Below are 19411 nucleotides of genomic sequence, written 5' to 3'. Positions count from 1 at the left end.
GCAGACAAGCGTTTCGCACAGTGGCCCAGGCATCCGACCTCATCAGTACGTGCTACCATGCAAGATGGACTCACCGTTTTCAATACATATCATGAAGTACACGCTATTCCTGTTTGACCTGGACGATACCCTGCTCGATTTCAGGGCGTCCGAAAAACGCTCGTTCATGCACACCATGCACACCCTGGGCCTGCGCGACGGCATCGATGCGCTGTTCACGCGCTACCAGGAAATCAACGTCGACCTGTGGAAACGTTTCGAATTGGGAACTGTCACCAAGGACTTCCTGAAAGTGGAACGCTTCCGCAAGTCCTTCCAGGAAAACGCCATCGACCTGGACCCGGAACTGGCCAGCCGTGTATACCTGGAATCCCTGCCCGATACGGTCGTGCTCCTCGATGGCGCCAAGCAAGTCTGCGCAGCGCTGTCGGCCATCGGCGAAGTGGGCATCATCACCAACGGTGTCGAAGCCATCCAGAACCGCCGCATCGCCGCATCCGGCCTGGGCGGCTACATCTCGTTCGTCGCCACCTCCGAAGCCTGCGGCCACGCCAAGCCGGACGTGCGCTTCTTCGAGTATGCCACCAAGATGGCCAGCGCATTCAACAAGGAAACAACCGTCATCATCGGCGACCGCCTGGACGCCGACATCCTCGGCGCCAATCGCTACGGCATCGACAGCTGCTGGTTCAATCCAGAGCGCTTGGCGAACACATCGGCAGCCGTGCCCACCTATGAAGTGTCCAGCCTGCTCGACATCGCAGCTGCGCTGAACGCGGTGCAAGTCAACTTGAAACAGGCTTGATCTCGATCAGGCGCGCGACGTGACATGCGCGGGAAGCAGTGCAAAAGCGCCCTGCTTCTCGCGTACCATCAGGACACGGCACCTTGAAGCGTATCCACGCCGACCTGCACTTTCCTGTTACGGATCGGGGCATTGGTCCTGTTGCTTGCCATGCTGGCCATGCAGCGGACCGCAAGTCCCGTGCACCGCTGCGGCTGCACAGCAGCCCCGTCATGACTGCGCGCGAGCAGCGGATGCACCTCCTGCTGCGGGCAGCTTTGCCGGAATGCACGGTGCTGGCGCAAGTGGCGTTTTCCGCCGGTGACAGCGAAGGCTGGGCAGACAGCAACCGTTTCGACCGCAAGGTGGCCGATTTCATCCTGTGCAGCCAGCAACTGCACGTCATCGCCGTCATCGAACTCGACGATAGTAGCCACGCCGGACGCGAACGCCAGCACAGGGAACGCGACGCCATGCTCAAGCTGGCAGCGTACGCCACCTTGCGCTACGCGCCCCTCCCCACGCAACCGGCGCTGCGCGCCACTATCGGGCAACTCCTGACGCAACAAACCGGTGCCCTGCCCGTCTGATGCCACACCACACCATCAATCGCGCGTCAGCACTTCCAGCAAGTCAATTTCAAAGATCAGATTGGCATGCGGCGGAATCAAGCCCACCTGCCGCTCGCCATACGCCAGCGCCGCCGGCACCCACAGCTTGCGCGTGCCGCCCACCTGCATGCCTTGCAAGCCCAAGATCCAGCCCTGGATCACCTTGTTATTGCTCAGTACGCAGCGAAAAGGCTCACCACGCTTGTGCGACGAGTCAAACTCCGTGCCATCTTCCAGCCAGCCACGGTAATGCGCCGTGATCAACGCGCCCCGCGCCGCCGCCTTGCCATCGCCTACCACCTTATCTTCAATCTTGAGCTCAGCCGTCATGTCGCTTTCATCCTTCAACAAATCGCAATGCCGCGATTGTACGACAGCATAAAAAAAAGCCCCGGCAGTGGCCCGCCGGGGCTTCGATCGATGCTGTAAATTCTGGTGGGCCTCCCGTGAGTCGAACACGGCACCAACGGATTATGAGTCCGCTGCTCTAACCAAGCATGAGCTAGAGGCCCGGGGACTGTGGCGTGGCGGCGCTGTTGATGCCCGCCTCGCGCGGCCGTTTTGGAAACGGACACGCGAGGATAGGGGTATCAGGGGCGCACGTCAAGCCCTATTGGCTTCTAGTTACCTTCCAAGAAGCTTTTCAGCTTGTCGGAGCGCGATGGGTGGCGCAGCTTGCGCAGCGCCTTGGCTTCGATCTGGCGGATGCGCTCGCGCGTCACGTCAAATTGCTTGCCCACTTCTTCCAGGGTATGGTCGGTGGACATCTCGATGCCGAAACGCATGCGCAGCACTTTCGCTTCGCGTGGCGTCAGGGAGTCCAGCACGTCCTTGACGACGCCGCGCATGGACGCGTGCAGGGCCGCGTCGGCCGGCGCCAGTGTGTTGTTGTCCTCGATGAAGTCGCCCAGGTGGGAATCGTCGTCGTCGCCGATCGGCGTTTCCATCGAGATCGGTTCCTTGGCGATTTTCATGATCTTGCGGATCTTGTCTTCGGGCATTTCCATCTTGATCGCCAAGGTGGCCGGATCGGGTTCCGCGCCGGTTTCCTGCAGGATCTGGCGCGAGATGCGGTTCATCTTGTTGATCGTCTCGATCATGTGCACGGGAATGCGGATCGTGCGCGCCTGGTCGGCGATCGAGCGCGTGATGGCTTGGCGGATCCACCAGGTCGCATAGGTCGAGAACTTGTAGCCGCGGCGGTACTCGAACTTGTCGACGGCCTTCATCAGGCCGATATTGCCTTCCTGGATCAGGTCGAGGAATTGCAGGCCGCGGTTCGTGTATTTCTTGGCGATCGAAATCACCAGGCGCAAGTTGGCCTCGGTCATTTCGCGCTTGGCCTTGCGCGCCTTCATTTCACCGGCCGCCATCTGGCGGTTGATGTTGCGCAAGTCCGGCAGCGGCAGCACGACCCGCGCTTGCAGGTCGATCAAACGCTGCTGCAGTTCCTTGACGGTCGGAATGTTGCGGCCCAGGATGGCGCTGTAGGCGTGTCCTGCGTTGACTTCACCATCAACCCAGTCGAGGTTGGTTTCATTGCCGGGGAAGACCTTGATGAAGTGGGCGCGCGGCATGCCGCAGCGGTTCACGGCCACGTCGAGGATCTGCTTCTCGATATGGCGCACTTCGTCGACCTGGCCGCGCAGGGTGTCGCACAGCTTTTCCACCACCTTGGCGGTGAAGCGGATGCCGAGCAATTCCTGCGAGATGGCTTCCTGCGCCTTGGCGTACGGCTTCGAGTTGTAGCCTTCTTTTTCAAAGGCGCGGCGCATCTTGTCGAACTGCTGCGAAATGACGGCAAATTTTTCCAGCGCCGTGCGTTTCAGGGTTTCCAGCTGCTCGGCCGAGAAGCCGGCGGCGCCTGAAGCGCTCGCTTCTTCTTCCTCTTCTTCTTCCTCTTCTTCCGCTTCGCCTTCTTCCTCGTCTTCTTCGACGGGCGCGGCGATGACAGGCGCGGCGGCGACCGGTTCGTTTTCATCGACGAGGCCGTCGACGATTTCGTCGATCTTGATCTCTTCGTTGGCGATGCGGTCGGCGGCGGCGATGATTTCGGCGATCGTCACGGGACAGGCGGAGATGGCCTGGATCATGTCTTTCAAGCCATCTTCGATGCGCTTGGCAATCTCGATCTCGCCTTCGCGCGTCAGCAGTTCGACCGAGCCCATCTCGCGCATGTACATGCGCACGGGGTCGGTGGTGCGGCCAAAGTCGGAGTCGACGGTGGACAGTGCGGCCTCGGCCGCCGCTTCCGCCTCATCGTCGCTGGTGACGACGGCAACGTTATCGGACAGCAGCAAGGTTTCCGCATCCGGCGCGTGCTCGTAGACGGCGATGCCCATGTCATTGAAGGTACCGATGATGCCTTCGATGGCTTCCGGATCGACGATATTTTCGGGCAAGTGATCGTTGATTTCCGCATACGTGAGGAAACCGCGTTCCTTGCCGAACTTGATCAGGGTCTTGAGTTTCTGGCGCCGGCGCTCGAGTTCTTCCTCGCTCGCTTCCGTGTCGGACGAGAACGCGTCCTTCAGCAGCGCGCGTTCCTTCGCCTTGCGGTCCTTGGCCTTGGCCTTGTCGACGGCCTTCAGTTCGGCCCGCTCGACGGCGTTCAGCGCGGCGACTTCATCATTTTCTGGCTGGAATTCTTTAGGCTTACGGCCGCGGCGGCCTGGCACTTTTACCGACGGCAAGACATATCCGGACGTATCGATCGCAGCCAGGGTGGCGGCATCGGTCGTCTGGCTGACCACGGGGGCGCTGGTGACGCGCGCTTCAGGCCGGTCGAGCGCCTTTTCGGCTTTCGTGGTAACTTTAGTGGGCTTTGCAGCCGCTTTGGATTCGGGTTTCTTGATTGGCACAGGCGCTTTCGATTACACAACGACTTGCTTTACGGTGGATTAGGATAAAGTTTGCTGCCGGCCCCCTGTCTACCTGCGGGAACCACCATCTTCGAACCTGCCGACAACTCAGGTTCGACACTGTTACGTTACTTACACCTCATCGGCCACGATCCGCGGGATACGCAGCACTTCCTGTCCACCGACTGTCGCCAGCCGTGTTCGGCAGAAAATTCTGCATCCGACCGCGTTGGGAGCGAGAGCCTGGCGCGGCTTGCCGGCGTTTGCAAGCCCTGCTTGCCACGCCGAAAACGCCAGTTGGCCCTGGCTGCCGACACGATCTTTTGCGCCGATCAAGAGCCTAACTTACTGAAAACAAATACTATTTACGAAACAGAACTAGCTTGCCAAAGCACACAATACTTAGCATTTAATTATAGCACGCGAAAAATGTTTTTCCAGTGCCCACCGTACCCATCCAGCAAGATTAGCGATTCACCAACTCGGCGTCGCGCTGACGCTCCAGCTCGCCCTGCTCCTGCGTGATTTCGCGGTAGCGTACACCAATTTTCTCGGATGGCAAACCCGAGGCAAACAATTGCTGCAATTCCGCCTTCAAGGCATTCAGTTTGATCTCGCGGATGGTGCTGACCAGCCACGACAATTCGCTGTCGTAATCGGATTCCGTGCCGGCCGCGATCTCGCCGATGATCTCGTCGTATTCGCTGCCCAGCTCCTTCAATTGCTGCGCCAGCGCGGCAAAACTGCCATGCTCGCCCAGCGCCTGGCCCACGGCCACCAACTGGCCCAGGCTGTGCGCCGCATCCGGCCCCAGGTGCTGGAAGGCGGCCAGGGCCGCTTCGTCGATGCGCAAGGTCAGCGGCGGATGGGCCACCAGCATGCGCATGATCTTCAATTCCAGCCCGACAGGCACGGGGCGGCCCGACTTCGGCGGCGCCCTGTGCGCCACAGCCACGGGCTTGGCCAGCTCGAACAGGCCTTCGATCTCGGCCGGCGTGGACTGCGTCAGGGATGCCAGCCCGCGCACGATCTGCAGGCGCAGGGACGACGGTGCCATCAGTTGCAGCAGCGGCTTGGCGTCGAACTGCACGCGGGCGCGCCCTTCCGGCTCCGACAAGTCATGCTCGCCTGACACTTCCTTCAACAAGAACTGCGACAGCGGCATGGCTTCATGCACCTGCTGCTCGAAACCTTCGGCGCCGAACGCGCGGATGTAGCTGTCCGGGTCATGTTCCGACGGCAAGAACAGGAACTTGATGGTTTTATTGTCCGACACATGGGCCAGGCTCGCTTCCAGCGCGCGGCGCGCGGCGCGGCGGCCGGCCTTGTCGCCGTCGAAGCTGAAAATCACGTTGTCCGTCTGGCGCAGCAGTTTTTGCACGTGGGTGGGCGTGCACGCCGTGCCCAGGGTCGCCACTGCCTGCGGGAAACCCATTTGCGCCAGCGCCACGACGTCCATATAGCCCTCGGTCACCAGCACGTAGCCGGCGTCGCGGATGGCCTGGCGCGCCTCGAACAATCCATATAGTTCGAATCCCTTGGAAAACAAGGGGGTTTCCGGCGAATTCAGGTATTTCGGCTCACCATGGTCGAGCACGCGCCCGCCAAAGGCGATGACCTGCCCCTTGGTATTGCGGATCGGGAACATGATGCGTTCGCGGAAACGGTCATAGCGCTTGCGGTTATTCCCCTCTTCATCGACCTTGTCGATCACCAGGCCTGCCTCGGCCAGCGCCACCACGTCGTAGTCGGGGAAGACGGAACGCAGGTTGTCCCAGCCGCCAGGCGCGAAGCCCATGCCGAAGCGGGCCGCCACTTCGCCCGTCAGTCCTCGGTTCTTCAGGTAGGCGATGGCTTCCGGGGCGTGGCGCAATTGCCCGCGGTAATAATCGCAAGCCTGCGTCATGGCATCGGACAGCGCCAGGCTCTGCGCCTGGATCTGCGCGCGCTGGGCCGGCGGGATTTTATCGTCCGCTTCCGGCACCACCATGCCCACGTTCTGCGCCAGGTCCTTGACGGCATCGACGAAGCCCATGCCCGAATACTCGATCAGAAAGCCGATCGAGGTGCCATGCGCGCCACAGCCGAAGCAGTGATAGAACTGCTTGGTGGGACTGACGGTAAAGCTGGGCGACTTTTCACTGTGGAACGGGCACAAGCCCATGAAATTGGCGCCGCCTTTTTTCAGTTGCACATAGCGCCCCACGACATCGACGATATCGACGCGGTTGAGCAAATCGGAAATGAAGGATTGAGGTATCACTGGCGAGGGCGGGTCTTGTTGTAGGTCAGACTATACTACCGCACGCGGCCTGATGTTGAGCCAGGTCAACGTGTGGACTGTTGAGAGGCTGCCAGCGCGATGGCCGGCAGCCTTTGTTACTTTATATGCGGCTTAGGCAGCCGGCGTCAATGCCTTCTTGACCAGGGCCGAGACGACCGTCATGTCGGCGCGGCCAGCCAGCTTCGGCTTGACGATGGCCATGACCTTGCCCATGTCTTGCGGACCGGCTGCGCCCGAGGCGGCCACGGCGGCAGCCACTTCAGCGGCCACTTCTTCTTCCGACAGGCCGGCAGGCATGTAGCCGATCAAATGCACCAGCTCGGCTTTTTCAATATCGGCTAGGTCGGCGCGGCCACCCGCTTCGAACTGGGTGATCGAATCCTTGCGCTGCTTGATCATCTTTTCCACGATGGCCGTCACGTGCGCATCCGTCACTTCGATGCGCTCGTCGACTTCCTTGCGCTTGATTTCCGCCAGCAACAGGCGAATCGTGCCCAGCTTGCCCGCTTCCTTGGCGCGCATGGCGTTTTTCATGTCTTCGGTAATTTGTTCTTTCAAGCTCATGGCAATCCTCGTTGGTCAGTGTGGGAACGGTGCTCGTGCGCGACCAGAAATAAGTACGGGCCACAAAAGCGAAAACCCGCTGCGGCGAACCGGAGCGGGTATGCGACTCATCTGAAGTATAACCCCAGGCGAATCAAAACAAAACCCGTGGCGAACAAGGCGCCGTACTACCCGGGTTGGTTCTGATTGAACAGTCTTAGAATAATTTTTTCGGCAGTTGTTGGCTGCGGATGCGTTTGTAATGACGCTTGACAGCAGCTGCCAGCTTGCGCTTGCGCTCAGCTGTTGGCTTTTCGTAGAATTCGCGAGCGCGCAATTCGGTCAGCAGACCAGTTTTTTCGATGGTGCGTTTGAAGCGACGCATTGCGACTTCGAACGGCTCGTTTTCTTTAAGGCGAATAGTGGTCATGTAAAATTCAAACCGTTGAGGTGGTGTATAGGAAGAGATAGATAGTAGCAGCTTTTATTGGAAAAGGAAAGGCCCTTCCCCACTTGCGTGCGGCATGCAGCCTGAGATTGCTGCCTGGCTGTGGCGTAAACCACGCATCCAGGCAGCAGTATACCTGATTACGCTGACACGCCTGCCTTGCGGCGGCGCGCCATAAAACCCAGCAAGCCCAGGCCCGCCAGCAGCATGGCATAGGTACCCGGCTCCGGCACGGCACTGACATTCATGCTGACGCCATCGAGGAAGGCCGAGGTATCGCGCGCATTGTTCGGATTGATGCCGGCAAAGCTCAGGGTATGGCTGCCGGCGCCGATGTTGAGTGCGTTCACGCTGAAACTGGTCCAGCCCGTGCTGCTGACGCCATACAGGCCCAGCTGCGTGCCGTCCAGGCTGACAGTCACGGCCTGGCCCTGGTCGTAGCCGGGGCGCAGCGCCAAGTTGAAGGCGAACGCGTAGTCGGCGGCACCCGTGCTGACGAAGCTTTGCGAGATGGAGGACGTATTTTGCAGGAAGGCAAAAGCATTGCCTTCCTGCGCCACGCCATTCCAGGCCGTGTAGCTGGCCGACACGCCGGCGCCGCCCGTGAAGCTCCAGCCTGGCGCCACGTCGCCATACAGGTAGCCGCCACCGACGGTGTTATCTTCAAAACCGCCATTGCTCAGCACGGGGGTGCTGGCGAAGGCGCTGGTGCTGAGCAAGGCAACTGCGGCGGCGGCGATCAGGCGTTTCATGATGACTCCAGGGTAATGTTAATTTAATTGCCATCAGGCATGTAAAATATCTAAAAGTCAATTTACATGACAAGTATTTAACATCCAGTTCTTGAAGTCAAGAAAATTATCACCAATAATCACACGCTGAGGCCGCCCAGCAACTAACTATTACTGCAGGGCAATTCCTGCCGCCACGCCCGAGGCCCACGCCCACTGGAAGTTGTAGCCGCCCAGCCAGCCCGTCACGTCCACCGATTCGCCGATGAAATACAGGCCCGGCACTTTATTCGCCATCATGGTCTGCTGCGACAGCTCGCGCGTGTCGATGCCGCCGCGCGTCACTTCCGCCTTGCGGTAGCCTTCGGAACCGTTGGGCACGATGGACCAGGCATTGATGGCCTGGCCCAGCTTGCGCAATTGCGCGTCCGGCATGTCGGCGATGCGCGCGTCGGGCGCCAGGCCATTGACGGCCAGCAGGCAGTCGGCCAGGCGCTGCGGCAGCCACTGGGCAACGATATTGCCCAACTGCTTCTTCAGGGTGCCCTTGCCTTCGATCAAGGTCTGCGCCACGTCCACTTCCGGCAGCAGATTGATGATGATGGGCTCGCCCGGCAGCCAGTAGCTGGAAATTTGCAGGATGGCCGGGCCGGACAGGCCACGGTGCGTAAACAGCAAGTCTTCGCGGAAACGCGCGCCCGTTGCCTTGCGGCCCTTCAGGCTGCCCGTTTCCACATCCACTTCCAGGGCGATGCCGGACAGTTCCGCGAACGGCGCCCAACTGGCAGGGTCAAACGTCAGCGGCACCAGCGCAGGGCGCGGCTCGACCATGTTCAATGCAAATTGTTTGGCGATGCGGTAGGCAAAGTCGGTAGCGCCGATCTTCGGGATCGACAGGCCGCCGGTGGCGATGACGATGCTGGCCGTCTCGATGTCGCCGCTGTCCGTCTGCAGCAGGAAACCGCCATCCGCTTGCTGGGCAACATTGTCGATCTTGCACGGCATGCGCCAGTGCACGCCGCCGGCGGCGCATTCATCCTTGAGCATGTCGATGATCAGCTCGGCCGATTCATTGCAGAACAGCTGGCCCTTGTGCTTTTCGTGGTAGCCGATGCGGTATTTTTTCACTAGCGCAAGGAAATCCTGCGGCGTGTAGCGCGACAAGGCGCTCTTGCAGAAATGCGGGTTTTCCGAGAGGAAATTGAGCGGCCCGGCATTGATATTGGTGAAATTACAACGCCCACCACCCGAGATGCGGATCTTTTCGGCCAGCTTGGCCGCGTGATCGATCAACACCACGCGCTTGCCCTGCTGGGCGGCCACCGCCGCACACATCATGCCGGCCGCGCCCGCGCCGATCACTGCCACATCAAATTGTTTTGCCATAAAAATTCCGCTCACCGCTGATTACAAAGACGCCATTGTAAACCGCGGCGCCCCGGCTAGCGCGGCCGAGCTGCAATCTGCCGCGACGCCATCAGGCATTGCCCGACCTGCTCCGCGATGGAAGGCGGCACCGGCACCTCGCCACGCAGCACGGCGGCAATCCATTCAGCCGTGGTAGCCGCATCGCGCTCGGCGGGCAGGTGCGGCAAATCGTCCACCTGCAACTGCTTTTCCACCAGCAGCGTGCGCTCAATGCCGTGAAACCAGTCGATCTGCTGCGCCTTGTTGGCGTTGGCTACCGTTTCGCCTTCCGTACCGCGCATCAGGAAGGCGTCGCCGCGCGCCGGTGGGGAGGCGGTGAGGAAATATTCTCCGAGCATTTCCAGGTATTCCGGATGCGTGTACGACACCAGGCGCAGGGCCGGGCCAGCGAACGGCTGCATGATTTTCACCAGGGTATGCGTGGAATTGCGCACGCCCAGCACGCGCCGCAGCGACAGCATCCAGGCCAGACGCGGCGCCAGCGCCTCGATAGGCATAAAGGCCACCTCGCCACGCGCCATGGCGGCCTCGGCTTGTGTATGGTCGGCGCAGGCTGATACGTCCAGCGCGGCCAGCACCTCGGCCGTGGTAATGCGGCCCGGGTCACTGGTAACGCCATGCACGAGCACGGGTGCGCCGGCGCGCGCCAGCAGCAGCGCCAGCAGGGCCGTCAGGTTGGCCATCTTGCGCGCGCCGTTGTAGCTGGGAATGATGATGGGGGCGAATGCGCCGACCGGCGCGGCGAGCGGCGCAAACGAGGCCTCTGCCGCGTCGAGGAAACCGGCGATCTCGTCCACCGACTCGCCCTTGATGCGCATCGACAACAAAATACCGCCCAGCTCCAGGTCCGAGACCCTGCCATCGAGCATGGCGCGGTACAGGGCGCGGGCATCCATGCGCGTCATGCTGCGCGCGCCGTTCTTGCCGCGTCCTATTTCCTTGATGAAACGTGCGGCGGGAAATGGCTCACCGGCCACGTCGGTATGGGGTATGGAAACAGTAGTCATGGCGCCAGCTTACACGCATTTTTCCCTGTGCAGCCAGGCTAGCGGCGACGGAAGGCGACTATGCAACAGTCGCGGCAAAAAATATTTCCGCCAAAAAGTGCCGGTGTGCTGAATCCGGGCAGCCGGCCCCTGCGTATATGACTGCACAGGAGGACTCATCATGAACCACGCGATCAAACAGGAAACCGCCTTCGTCGGCATCGAAACGAGCAAGCTGTTGCTCAAGGCCGTGCTCATATCGAGCGGCGACGTGCTGTGCAAGGTGCTGGAAAACGACCTGGCCGGCTTCCGCTGGCTGCGCAGCTGGCTGCAAAAGAACGACGTGCCGGTGATGGGCTTGCGCGTCTGCCTGCGCCTGGATGACCCGAACAGCGAAGCGGCCGCGCGTGCGCTGGCCGGCATGGGCATGCTGGTCTGCGACGCGCAGCCCGGTCCGCTGGAAGCCTATGTGCACAGCTGCGGCTTGCCCGCTGGCGCGGCGCGCGGCGCCGTGGTGCTGGCGCACTATTGCGCTTCGGAGCGCCCCGCGCGCTGGACGCCGCCCTCGCCCGCCTACGTGGAACTGCGCCTGTGGCTGCGCCGCCTGCAAGCCGTGCAGCAGGTGCGCAAGCAGGAAATCGCACGCCTGGAAAGCCATTTCCATGCGGGCCAGATCGCCCTGCACCAACTGCTGCGCCAGCAGATCGCCTGCCTTGACGCACAGATCCGCCAGCACGAAACGGCCATCCTCGCGCATGTGCGGCGCCACCCTGGCCTGCCCAAGCCGCCGGAACTGCTGGGCAGCCCGCAGCGTATCGGCCGCTACACCTTTGCCGCCAGCAACGCCAGCGGTCATTAAATTCCCCCTGTGCAACAGGCCGGGCTGCGCGCGGGCCTGTTGCAAAAAGCACTGCGCCATCATCGTTTTGCCGCGCCGGCCGCCGCCAGGCCGCATTTCCGCTACACTATTGCCTCTTAAAGAACGCAATAGCGAAAGCCGAGCCAGAATCATGAATACGCCAGACATCGAAAATATCAACGTCACCTCTTTCGCGCCCATGCCGACACCGGCCGAACTGCACGCCAAGCTGCCCCTGTCGGAGAGCGCCTTCGACACCGTCAGCCGCGGCCGCGAAGCGCTGCGCAACATCATCGACCGCAAGGACCAGCGCCTGTTCGTCGTCGTCGGCCCATGCTCGATCCACGACCCGGTCGCCGGCCTTGATTACGCGCGCCGCCTGAAAGCGCTGCAAGAGGAAGTCAAGGACACGATGCTGCTGGTGATGCGCGTGTATTTCGAAAAACCGCGGACCACCACGGGCTGGAAAGGCTATATCAACGACCCGTACATGGATGATTCCTTCAAGGTCAACGAGGGCATGGAAAAGGCGCGCCAGTTCCTGCTCGACGTGTGCGAACTGGGCCTGCCTACCGCCACCGAAGCGCTGGACCCGATCTCGCCGCAATACCTGGGCGACCTGATCGCCTGGACCGCCATCGGCGCGCGCACCACCGAATCGCAGACGCACCGCGAAATGTCGTCCGGCCTGTCGACGCCCGTCGGCTTCAAGAACGGCACCGATGGCGACATCAGCATCGCCGTCAACGCCATTTTGTCCTCGGCGCACCCGCACTCCTTCCTGGGCATTAACGGCGAAGGCAATGTCGCCATCGTGCGCACGCGCGGCAACGCGTACGGCCATGTGGTGCTGCGCGGCGGCGACGGACGTCCGAACTACGATTCCGTCTCGATCGCCATCGCCGAACAGGCACTGGCCAAGGCCAAGCTGCCAGCCAACCTGGTGGTCGACTGCTCGCACGCCAACAGCTACAAGAAGCCGGAACTGCAGCCGCTGGTGATGGGCGACGTGGTCAACCAGATCCGCCAGGGCAACCGCTCGCTGGTGGGCGTGATGATCGAATCGAACATAGTCGGCGGCAACCAGAAGATCCCGCAAGACCTGTCGCAACTGACCTACGGCTGCTCCGTCACCGACGGCTGCATCGACTGGGACACGACGGCCACCATGCTGCGCGATGCGCATGCGCATTTGTTGAATCGTCCGGCGTAATCGCGGCCAACGATGTTGTCGGATTACGGCCCTGCGGGCCTAATCCGACCTACGGCTGCTGCGTCACCGACGGCTGCATCGACCGGGACACGACGGCGACGATGCTGCGCGATGCGCATGCGCATTTGTTGAATCGTCCGGCGTAATCGCGGCCAACGATGTTGTCGGATTACGGCCCTGCGGGCCTAATCCGACCTACGACTGCTGCGTCACCGACGGCTGCATCGACCGGGACACGACGGCCACCATGCTGCGCGATGCGCATGCGCATTTGTTGAATCGTCCGGCGTAATCGCGGCCAACGATGTTGTCGGATTACGGCCCGGCGCGCCTAATCCGACCTACGAATTCACTGGCTGTGTCAATGCGTAGGTCGGCTTAGCGCGCAGCGCGTAAGCCGACACCGCCCCGTAACATATCACGCCATCTGCACATGCGGCAGCACGGCGAACGAGCCGGCCAGCGCCTGTTCCGCCTTGCTGGCGGGGATGTTCAATTCATTCATGTCCAGGTAAATGCGTCCGTCCAGGATACGCACGGCGTACAGGCGCGCCAGGCCTTGCACGGGCGCCACCAGGCGGCCCGAATCGAGCTCGATGATCCAGCTGTTCTTCGGCCCCATCAGGTTTTTCTCCATCAGCACCCCGTGCGCCAGCGGCCCGCCCAGGCAGGGCACCGTGTCGAGCAACGCATACACCGTGTCGTCAAAGGCGCGGAACAGCGCCACGCCGGGCAAATCCTGCCAGGCCAGGCCCCGCTGCACCATGCGCGCGCCCGTTGGCGGCATATCCTTCAGGCGGCAAATCATTTTCCATTGTTCTGGCATCGCTGGCTCCCCGTGAAAAATGCACAAGCATCCATAAGCAAGAGCGGTGCCAGTACCGGAACAGGCGATAAAAAGCAGTCAATCGAGACAAAAATGCCACGACGGCGCACTGCGCAAGTGCACACTGCCGCCGAAATGGTGCGCCGGCCGCACGGTGGACTACCCGGCTTTCCTTTACAATGGCGGATTACTCCTCCCTATTTAGCACCTTCATGATTGTTCTTGGCGTCGAATCCTCCTGTGACGAAACCGGCCTGGCCTTGTACGACACGCAGCGCGGCCTGCTGTCGCACGCCCTCTACTCGCAAGTGGCCATGCACGAGCAATATGGCGGCGTGGTGCCGGAACTGGCGTCGCGCGACCATATCCGCCGCGCCATCCCGCTGCTGGAAGAAACGCTGGCCAAGTCCGGCGTGAGCCTGCCCGAGATCGACGCCATCGCCTACACGCAGGGTCCTGGTCTGGCCGGCGCGCTGCTGGTCGGATCGTCCGTCGCCTGCAGCCTGGGTCTGGCCATCAACAAGCCGGTGCTGGGCATCCACCACCTGGAAGGTCATCTGCTGTCGCCGCTGCTGGCGTCGGAGCCGCCGGAATTCCCCTTCATCGCGCTACTCGTCTCGGGCGGCCACACGCAGCTGATGCGCGTCGATGGCGTGGGCCAGTACACGATGCTGGGCGAAACGCTCGATGATGCGGCCGGCGAAGCGTTCGACAAGTCGGCCAAGCTGCTGGGCCTCGGCTATCCGGGCGGCCCCGCCATTTCGCGCCTGGCCGAATTCGGCGACCCGCTGGCGTATAAACTGCCGCGCCCGATGATGCACTCGAAGGATTTCAACTTCAGTTTTTCGGGACTGAAGACAGCCGTGTTGACGGTGGTGAAAAACCACGAAGAAAAAGTCATCGCGAATATCTGCGAACAGGACAAGGCGAACATCGCGCGCGGCTTCGTCGACGCCATCGTCGAAGTGCTGACGGCCAAATGCGTCTCGGCCCTCAAGCACACGGGCCTGAAGCGCCTGGTGATCGCCGGCGGCGTGGGCGCCAACGCGCAGCTGCGCGCCTCGCTCAACGCGGCGGCCGCCAAGAAGCGTTTCAAGGTGTATTACCCGGAGCTGGAATTCTGCACCGATAACGGCGCCATGATCGCCTTTGCCGGCGCCATGCGCCTGCAGATCAATCCCGCCGCGGCAAAATACGACTACTCGTTCAATGTGCGCCCACGCTGGCCGCTGGACGAAATCCGGGAAATCTAGAAACCCTCAAGCGAAGGGCCGGGATCAGCCCCTGAGGGGCTGGCTCCGGTCGTTACTATCGGGTCTTGCTCCGCCAGCAAAAAATTCCGTCGCAATACCACGCTACCCTCCACCACCGTCTCATCCTTCAACGCCACGCCCGACACCTGCCGTGCAAATGCCTGCGACAGCAGGTAATGCAGCCGGTACGCAGCCGGCGCATACGCCAGCCCCTCGGGGCGTACATTCGAGATGCAATTGCGGCTGTCGTCCAGCAAGCCCGCTTTCGGCGCCCACGTCAAATACAGTCCCAGGCTGTCCGGCGAACTGAGACCCGGGCGCTCGCCGATCAGCACCAGCACGGCGCGCGCCTGCAGCAGTTCTCCCACTTCATCACCGATGGCCACCCGGCCCTGCGCCACGATATGCAGCGGCGACAGCGTCCAGTTTTCCAGCGCCAGCCGTGCGCGCAGCGCGGCCAGGAACGGCGCCGCGTGGCGCTGCACGGCCAGCGCCGACAAGCCATCGGCTGCCACCAGGGCCAGGTCGACGCCCGGGGCACCGGCGCCGCTGTCCAGCAGCAGCGCGCGCGACGCCGCGTCGAGCCGGCGCCCCAGGTCCGGGCGCTGCAAGTAGTCGCTGCGCGTGGCCGCCGCGCTGTGCAGCGCCACGCTGGCCAATCCCTGCTCCGTCAATGCGCGCGACAGCGCCATGCCATCGAGCGCCAGGTGCACGGCATCGCGCGCCTGGGCATGGGCCAGCTGGAACGCCAGGTGCGCGCCCGTGCGCACGCTCACGCCGCTGCGCCCCAGGCCGATGCGCGCGGCCGTATGCCGGCGCAAGGCTTGCCAGGCACTGCCCGCGTCGATGTCCTTTTTCGCCATATCCGCCTCCCGGTACGTGCGTATCCTTGCTACACTGCGCCAAAATTCCAGTTTATCACCGCCACTCACCACGCCAGGAACGCCATGATAGTTACCGCCGATGCCGCGCAGTGGGACCAGCAATACGATGTACCCCTGCTCGACCGCCTGGGCCCCGCCCAGGAGGAAATCATCGCCCATGTGGCGCAGGTCAACACCGCCACCGGCGTCGCCGCGCAACCCGCTTCCACCCTGGTGGACGCCAGCTTTCATGCCGACGTGCGTGCGGCGATGGCCGCCATGCCGGCCACCGTGCAGGCGCTGCTCGACGGCGTGCTGCTGGGCGTGCGCTATGCGCGGGGGCTGGGTTCCTCGGCCATCAGCGATATCGTCGTCAGCGGCGAAGGCCTGATCCTGGGCGTGGTGGTGGCGCTCGACGTGGATGCGTTCGAGGCGCGCACGGCCAACGCCTGGGCCACGTGGAAGGAAAACACGCCCTTCGCGCAGCAGCATGGCTATCGGCTGGAAGCGCAGATCGCCGCGCCGGCAGACGACAACCGCCAGCGCGCGCTGCAATACCTGCTGCTGCATGAATTCGGTCATGTACTGGCCGCCGGCCGGGGCCTGCTGCCCGAGTGGTGGAACGCGGCGGAGGCCATGCGCAGCGCCAACGACTACCGCTACCTGCCGCTGGCCTGGCGCATCACGCCAGCGCTGCAGGTGGTGCCGTTGCCCGACAACGACTTCCCGCTGCGCGCGGACATCGCGTATTACCAGGCGCCGCGCCTGGAGGCTTGCCAGATGCGCGACGCCTATGCGCAGCTGCAGGGCGCGAACTTCGCCACCCTGTATGCGGCCACCAGCATGCATGAAGACTTTGCCGAATCGTTTGCCAGCTATGTGCACGCCGTCATGCTGGGCCAGCCCCAGCGCATCCGCATTTTCCAGGGCAGCACCCTGCTGCTGCAGTTCGACGGCTACTGGAACGCGCCGCGCAGCGCGGCCAAGCGCCAGTTGCTGGAGCAACTGCTCGGTAGCTAATCAGCCGCCGCTGGCCGCCCGCGCCAGCATGGCGCGAAACGCGTCAAACACCTTTTGCATGACAGGCCGCTTGTACGGATACAGTGCTTCGGCGTCCATCGCGTGCACGATCATGGCGTTGTCGGCCTCGAACACCAGCAGCTCGCCATTGCGCGTTTCGGCGCAATCGATGCCCAGGTAGGGCATGCCCATGCGCGCGTCGATGGCGCGCAGGGCAGCGGCATGACGGCGCGCAAATTCCTGCTCGAAATGCGCCATGCAGTGCGCTTCCTCGGCGCGCTTGGCCGCGCTTTCATCCATGCCCGCATTCAGGTAATGGATCATCCAGTGCGAGGAGACAGCGTAGTGGCAGATGTACGGCGCGCCGTCGACCAGCACGATGCGGTACTTGCGGAACTGGCCATCCTCGCTGCGGTAATCGACGAAGCGGGCGATATAAAAACGTTCCGCGTCGACAGCCTGCAGATAAGCGTGCAGGTCGCCCGCCTGTTCCATCTTTTCCAGGTCGTGGCCCGCGTGCGAGCCGAGGGGCCGCACGATCAGGGGAAAGGTGTCGCCGGGCAGCACGGCGGCGAGCGGCAATTCGCCCGAGGCCAGCGCCGCCAGCTGCGCGCGGCTGACGCGCGCCGTGCGCGGCATGGCCACGCCGGGTACATCGTGCAGCTTTTCGCACAGGCCATCGCGCGAGGTATGCGCGATATGCTGCGGCAGGTTGACGACAGGGCGCGGCCAGTCCGCGACGAATCGCGCCAGCAGCGCCAGCAAAGGCTGGTTGGCGTCCGATTCGGCCACGCCCACCAGCAGCACGTCGTGGTCCGGCACTTCTTCCGGCAAAGGCCCGTCCGCCGTCAGATACAGCAGGTCGAGCGCCACGTCGGACTGCTCGACGAGGAACTCGATGGGCGTGTTCGACATCAAATCGCCTGGCCCCATCAGCACCAGCACGCGGATGCCGGGTCCCGCTTGCGGCGCCTGTGCCGGCAGCGCATACAGCTGCTGCAAGTCGATCGCCTGCGCCTGCACGGCCAGCGCCATTTCGCGTTCGCCTTTCAGTTGCAGCACGGTGGAGAAATCCAGGTAGGCGTGCGCGTCGTCGGGATACGCCTGCGCGCGCGCCAGCAGCGCTTCGCCCAGCGGCGCCAGATCTTCCTGCAAAAAGGCGCGGCGCATCAGGGGCGCCAGGCCGATCAGCGGCGCGTACGGCGTGGCGGCATGGTGCAGCAAATCGTTCATGGTGACTTCCTTTTCAGGACAGGCGCGCGGCGCCGAAGCGCAGCACGCCCGCCAGCAGCGCGTCGATATCCTCGGCGCGCGTGCGGTGGTTGACGATGGCGGCGCGAATGGCCAGGCGCCCGCCGATGGTGGTGGTCGACGGCGCGGCGATGCCCGACTCGTGCAGGTCGGCGACGATCTCGCCATTGAAGGCGTCGCTGTCGCCATTGGCCGTGCCACGGTGGCGGAAGCAGACGATGTTCAGGGTGACGGGTGCCAGCAGTTCCAGTTCCGGCGTCGCTTGCACGCGCTCGGCCAGATGGCGCGCCAGCGCGCAGGTGTGGGCGATGGCTGCGCCCATGCGCTCGGCGCCATGCACCTTGAAGGTGAACCAGGTTTTCAGGGCGCGGAAACCGCGCGACAGGTCGGGGCTGAAATCGCAGGGCCAGGGCGAGCCGCCCGCCAGGCCCCGCGCCTCGCGCCGCAGATACGCGGCCGGCGCGGCAAAGGCCGCCATGTGGCGCGCGCCATCGCGCACCAGCAAAAAGCCCGCGTCATACGGCACCTGCCCCCACTTGTGAAAGTCGAACGCCAGCGAGTCCGCCAGCTCGATGCCCGCCAGCAGGTGGGCGATCTGGGGCGAGAGCATGCCCAGCGCGCCGTACGCGCCATCCACGTGGAACCACAGCTGCTCGCGCGCGGCCAGCGCCGCCAGCGCGGATAAATCATCGATGGCGCCCGTGTCGACGGTGCCGGCCGTGCCGGCGATGAAGAAGGGAAGCAGGCCCGCCGCGCGGTCGGCGGCGATCGCCTGCGCCAGCGCGGCAACGTCGATCTGCTGCCGGTGATTGACGGCGATGCGGCGCAAGGCAGCCGTGCCCAGGCCCGACAGATCCATCGCCTGCGCGATGCAGCCATGCGCGGCGGCCGAGGTATAGGCCACCAGCGGCGCGCCCTGCAAGCCATCCTGGCGGGCCGCCACGCCCAGCGCCTGCGTGCGCGCCACCAGCACGCCCATCAGGTTGGCCATCGAGGTGCCCGTGACGAACACGCCGCTGGCCGACTCTGGAAAGCCGAACAGTTCCCCCATCCAGCGGGCGATCTGGCGCTCCACTTCCACCGGCATCTGGCTGCGCCCGCCCACGTTCGCGTTCAGCCCCGCCGCCAGCATCTCGGCCAGCATGCCGACAGGGGTGCCGCCGCCATGTACCCAGCCCATGAAGCCGGGATGCACATTGCCGACGGCGTACGGCAGCACGTCGTGCATGAAGCTGGCGTGCGCCTCGGCCAGGTCGCCCGGCGCGCGCGGCAACGGCTGCGAAAATTGCGCGCGGGCGCTGTCCGGCGCCGCCTGCCACACTGGGCGCTGGCGAATCTGCTGTGCGTAGTCAAGCATGTCGTCGAGCATGCGGTGGCTTTGCGCGCGGAACGCGTCCCAGTCGTGCGGATCGAGGGAATCGGGGTCGGGTGGCAGCATGATCGTATCGGA

The 19411-nt window shown here is 63.2% G+C and carries 18 protein-coding genes and 1 tRNA gene; 6 read left to right on the top strand and 13 right to left on the bottom strand.

Annotated features, from left to right (window positions below; translation table 11 throughout):
• Positions 1-91: 91 nt before the first annotated feature.
• Together ACQ4WR_RS05665 and ACQ4WR_RS05660 are read left to right on the top strand one after the other, a co-directional pair.
• Entirely contained in the window at positions 92-805 is a 714-nt protein-coding gene (locus tag ACQ4WR_RS05665) for a YjjG family noncanonical pyrimidine nucleotidase (RefSeq protein WP_436485853.1), read from the top strand.
• 212 nt (positions 806-1017) lie between these two features.
• The gene (locus tag ACQ4WR_RS05660) at positions 1018-1374 is read left to right on the top strand and encodes a DUF2726 domain-containing protein (RefSeq protein ID WP_436485851.1); all 357 of its coding nucleotides are present in this window, start codon (positions 1018-1020) and stop codon (positions 1372-1374) included.
• A 15-nt stretch (positions 1375-1389) separates the two neighbouring features.
• Here the strand turns inward: ACQ4WR_RS05660 and ACQ4WR_RS05655 are convergent, their stop codons facing one another.
• The 9 genes from ACQ4WR_RS05655 to ybiB form a co-directional block, all read right to left on the bottom strand.
• Positions 1390-1725, bottom strand: a complete 336-nt coding sequence (locus tag ACQ4WR_RS05655) for an FKBP-type peptidyl-prolyl cis-trans isomerase (protein ID WP_436485849.1) — start codon at positions 1723-1725, stop codon at positions 1390-1392.
• A gap of 103 nt (positions 1726-1828) precedes the next feature.
• A tRNA-Ile gene (locus ACQ4WR_RS05650) sits at positions 1829-1907 on the bottom strand.
• 108 nt (positions 1908-2015) lie between these two features.
• Entirely contained in the window at positions 2016-4256 is a 2241-nt protein-coding gene (rpoD, locus tag ACQ4WR_RS05645; protein WP_102294169.1) for an RNA polymerase sigma factor RpoD, read from the bottom strand.
• A gap of 466 nt (positions 4257-4722) precedes the next feature.
• Positions 4723-6519, bottom strand: coding sequence for a DNA primase (gene dnaG / locus ACQ4WR_RS05640; protein WP_102294168.1), 1797 nt, complete (start codon positions 6517-6519; stop codon positions 4723-4725).
• A 132-nt stretch (positions 6520-6651) separates the two neighbouring features.
• Entirely contained in the window at positions 6652-7104 is a 453-nt protein-coding gene (locus tag ACQ4WR_RS05635; RefSeq protein WP_102294167.1) for a GatB/YqeY domain-containing protein, read from the bottom strand.
• Between the two features lie 196 nt (positions 7105-7300).
• Positions 7301-7513, bottom strand: coding sequence for a 30S ribosomal protein S21 (gene rpsU / locus ACQ4WR_RS05630; RefSeq protein WP_008451879.1), 213 nt, complete (start codon positions 7511-7513; stop codon positions 7301-7303).
• Between the two features lie 158 nt (positions 7514-7671).
• Positions 7672-8283, bottom strand: coding sequence for an FxDxF family PEP-CTERM protein (locus ACQ4WR_RS05625; protein WP_436485846.1), 612 nt, complete (start codon positions 8281-8283; stop codon positions 7672-7674).
• Between the two features lie 150 nt (positions 8284-8433).
• Complete coding sequence (locus ACQ4WR_RS05620) at positions 8434-9648, bottom strand: BaiN/RdsA family NAD(P)/FAD-dependent oxidoreductase (protein WP_436485844.1); 1215 nt, start codon at positions 9646-9648, stop codon at positions 8434-8436.
• A gap of 56 nt (positions 9649-9704) precedes the next feature.
• Positions 9705-10697: a DNA-binding protein YbiB gene (gene ybiB / locus ACQ4WR_RS05615; RefSeq protein WP_436485842.1), complete on the bottom strand. Its 993-nt coding sequence runs from the start codon at positions 10695-10697 to the stop codon at positions 9705-9707.
• A 160-nt stretch (positions 10698-10857) separates the two neighbouring features.
• Between ybiB and ACQ4WR_RS05610 the strand changes: the two genes are divergently transcribed.
• Both ACQ4WR_RS05610 and ACQ4WR_RS05605 read left to right on the top strand, forming a co-directional pair.
• Complete coding sequence (locus ACQ4WR_RS05610) at positions 10858-11535, top strand: hypothetical protein (RefSeq protein ID WP_102294163.1); 678 nt, start codon at positions 10858-10860, stop codon at positions 11533-11535.
• A gap of 151 nt (positions 11536-11686) precedes the next feature.
• Positions 11687-12748 (top strand): 3-deoxy-7-phosphoheptulonate synthase, encoded by a 1062-nt coding sequence (locus ACQ4WR_RS05605; protein ID WP_102294162.1) that lies wholly within the window; start codon positions 11687-11689, stop codon positions 12746-12748.
• Between the two features lie 418 nt (positions 12749-13166).
• Here ACQ4WR_RS05605 and ACQ4WR_RS05600 read toward each other — a convergent pair whose 3' ends face one another.
• Complete coding sequence (locus ACQ4WR_RS05600) at positions 13167-13574, bottom strand: nitrite reductase (NAD(P)H) small subunit (protein WP_146012346.1); 408 nt, start codon at positions 13572-13574, stop codon at positions 13167-13169.
• Positions 13575-13786: 212 nt separating this feature from the next.
• Here ACQ4WR_RS05600 and tsaD point away from each other — a divergent pair, with 212 nt between their 5' ends.
• Positions 13787-14827: a tRNA (adenosine(37)-N6)-threonylcarbamoyltransferase complex transferase subunit TsaD gene (tsaD, locus tag ACQ4WR_RS05595; RefSeq protein ID WP_436485840.1), complete on the top strand. Its 1041-nt coding sequence runs from the start codon at positions 13787-13789 to the stop codon at positions 14825-14827.
• Here the strand turns inward: tsaD and eutC are convergent.
• The gene (gene eutC, locus ACQ4WR_RS05590) at positions 14824-15690 is read right to left on the bottom strand and encodes an ethanolamine ammonia-lyase subunit EutC (RefSeq protein WP_436485838.1); all 867 of its coding nucleotides are present in this window, start codon (positions 15688-15690) and stop codon (positions 14824-14826) included. The two genes, tsaD and eutC, sit on opposite strands and share 4 nt — an antisense overlap.
• Before the next feature lie 84 nt (positions 15691-15774).
• Between eutC and ACQ4WR_RS05585 the strand changes: the two genes are divergently transcribed.
• A complete protein-coding gene (locus ACQ4WR_RS05585) occupies positions 15775-16710 on the top strand; it encodes a hypothetical protein (protein ID WP_436485837.1) in 936 nt (311 codons plus the stop codon).
• Here the strand turns inward: ACQ4WR_RS05585 and ACQ4WR_RS05580 are convergent, their stop codons facing one another.
• Both ACQ4WR_RS05580 and ACQ4WR_RS05575 read right to left on the bottom strand, forming a co-directional pair.
• On the bottom strand, positions 16711-17943 hold the full coding sequence (locus ACQ4WR_RS05580; protein ID WP_436485835.1) for an ATP-grasp domain-containing protein: 1233 nt from the start codon (positions 17941-17943) through the stop codon (positions 16711-16713).
• Between the two features lie 13 nt (positions 17944-17956).
• On the bottom strand, positions 17957-19399 hold the full coding sequence (locus ACQ4WR_RS05575; protein ID WP_436485833.1) for a pyridoxal phosphate-dependent decarboxylase family protein: 1443 nt from the start codon (positions 19397-19399) through the stop codon (positions 17957-17959).
• Between the last annotated feature and the right edge of the window lie 12 nt (positions 19400-19411).

Origin of the sequence: Janthinobacterium amylolyticum (assembly GCF_051380655.1) — a bacterium.
Lineage (GTDB): Bacteria > Pseudomonadota > Gammaproteobacteria > Burkholderiales > Burkholderiaceae_D > Janthinobacterium.
Note: the sequence above shows the minus strand (reverse complement) of the source record. Positions and strands in the feature narration are given on the sequence as shown.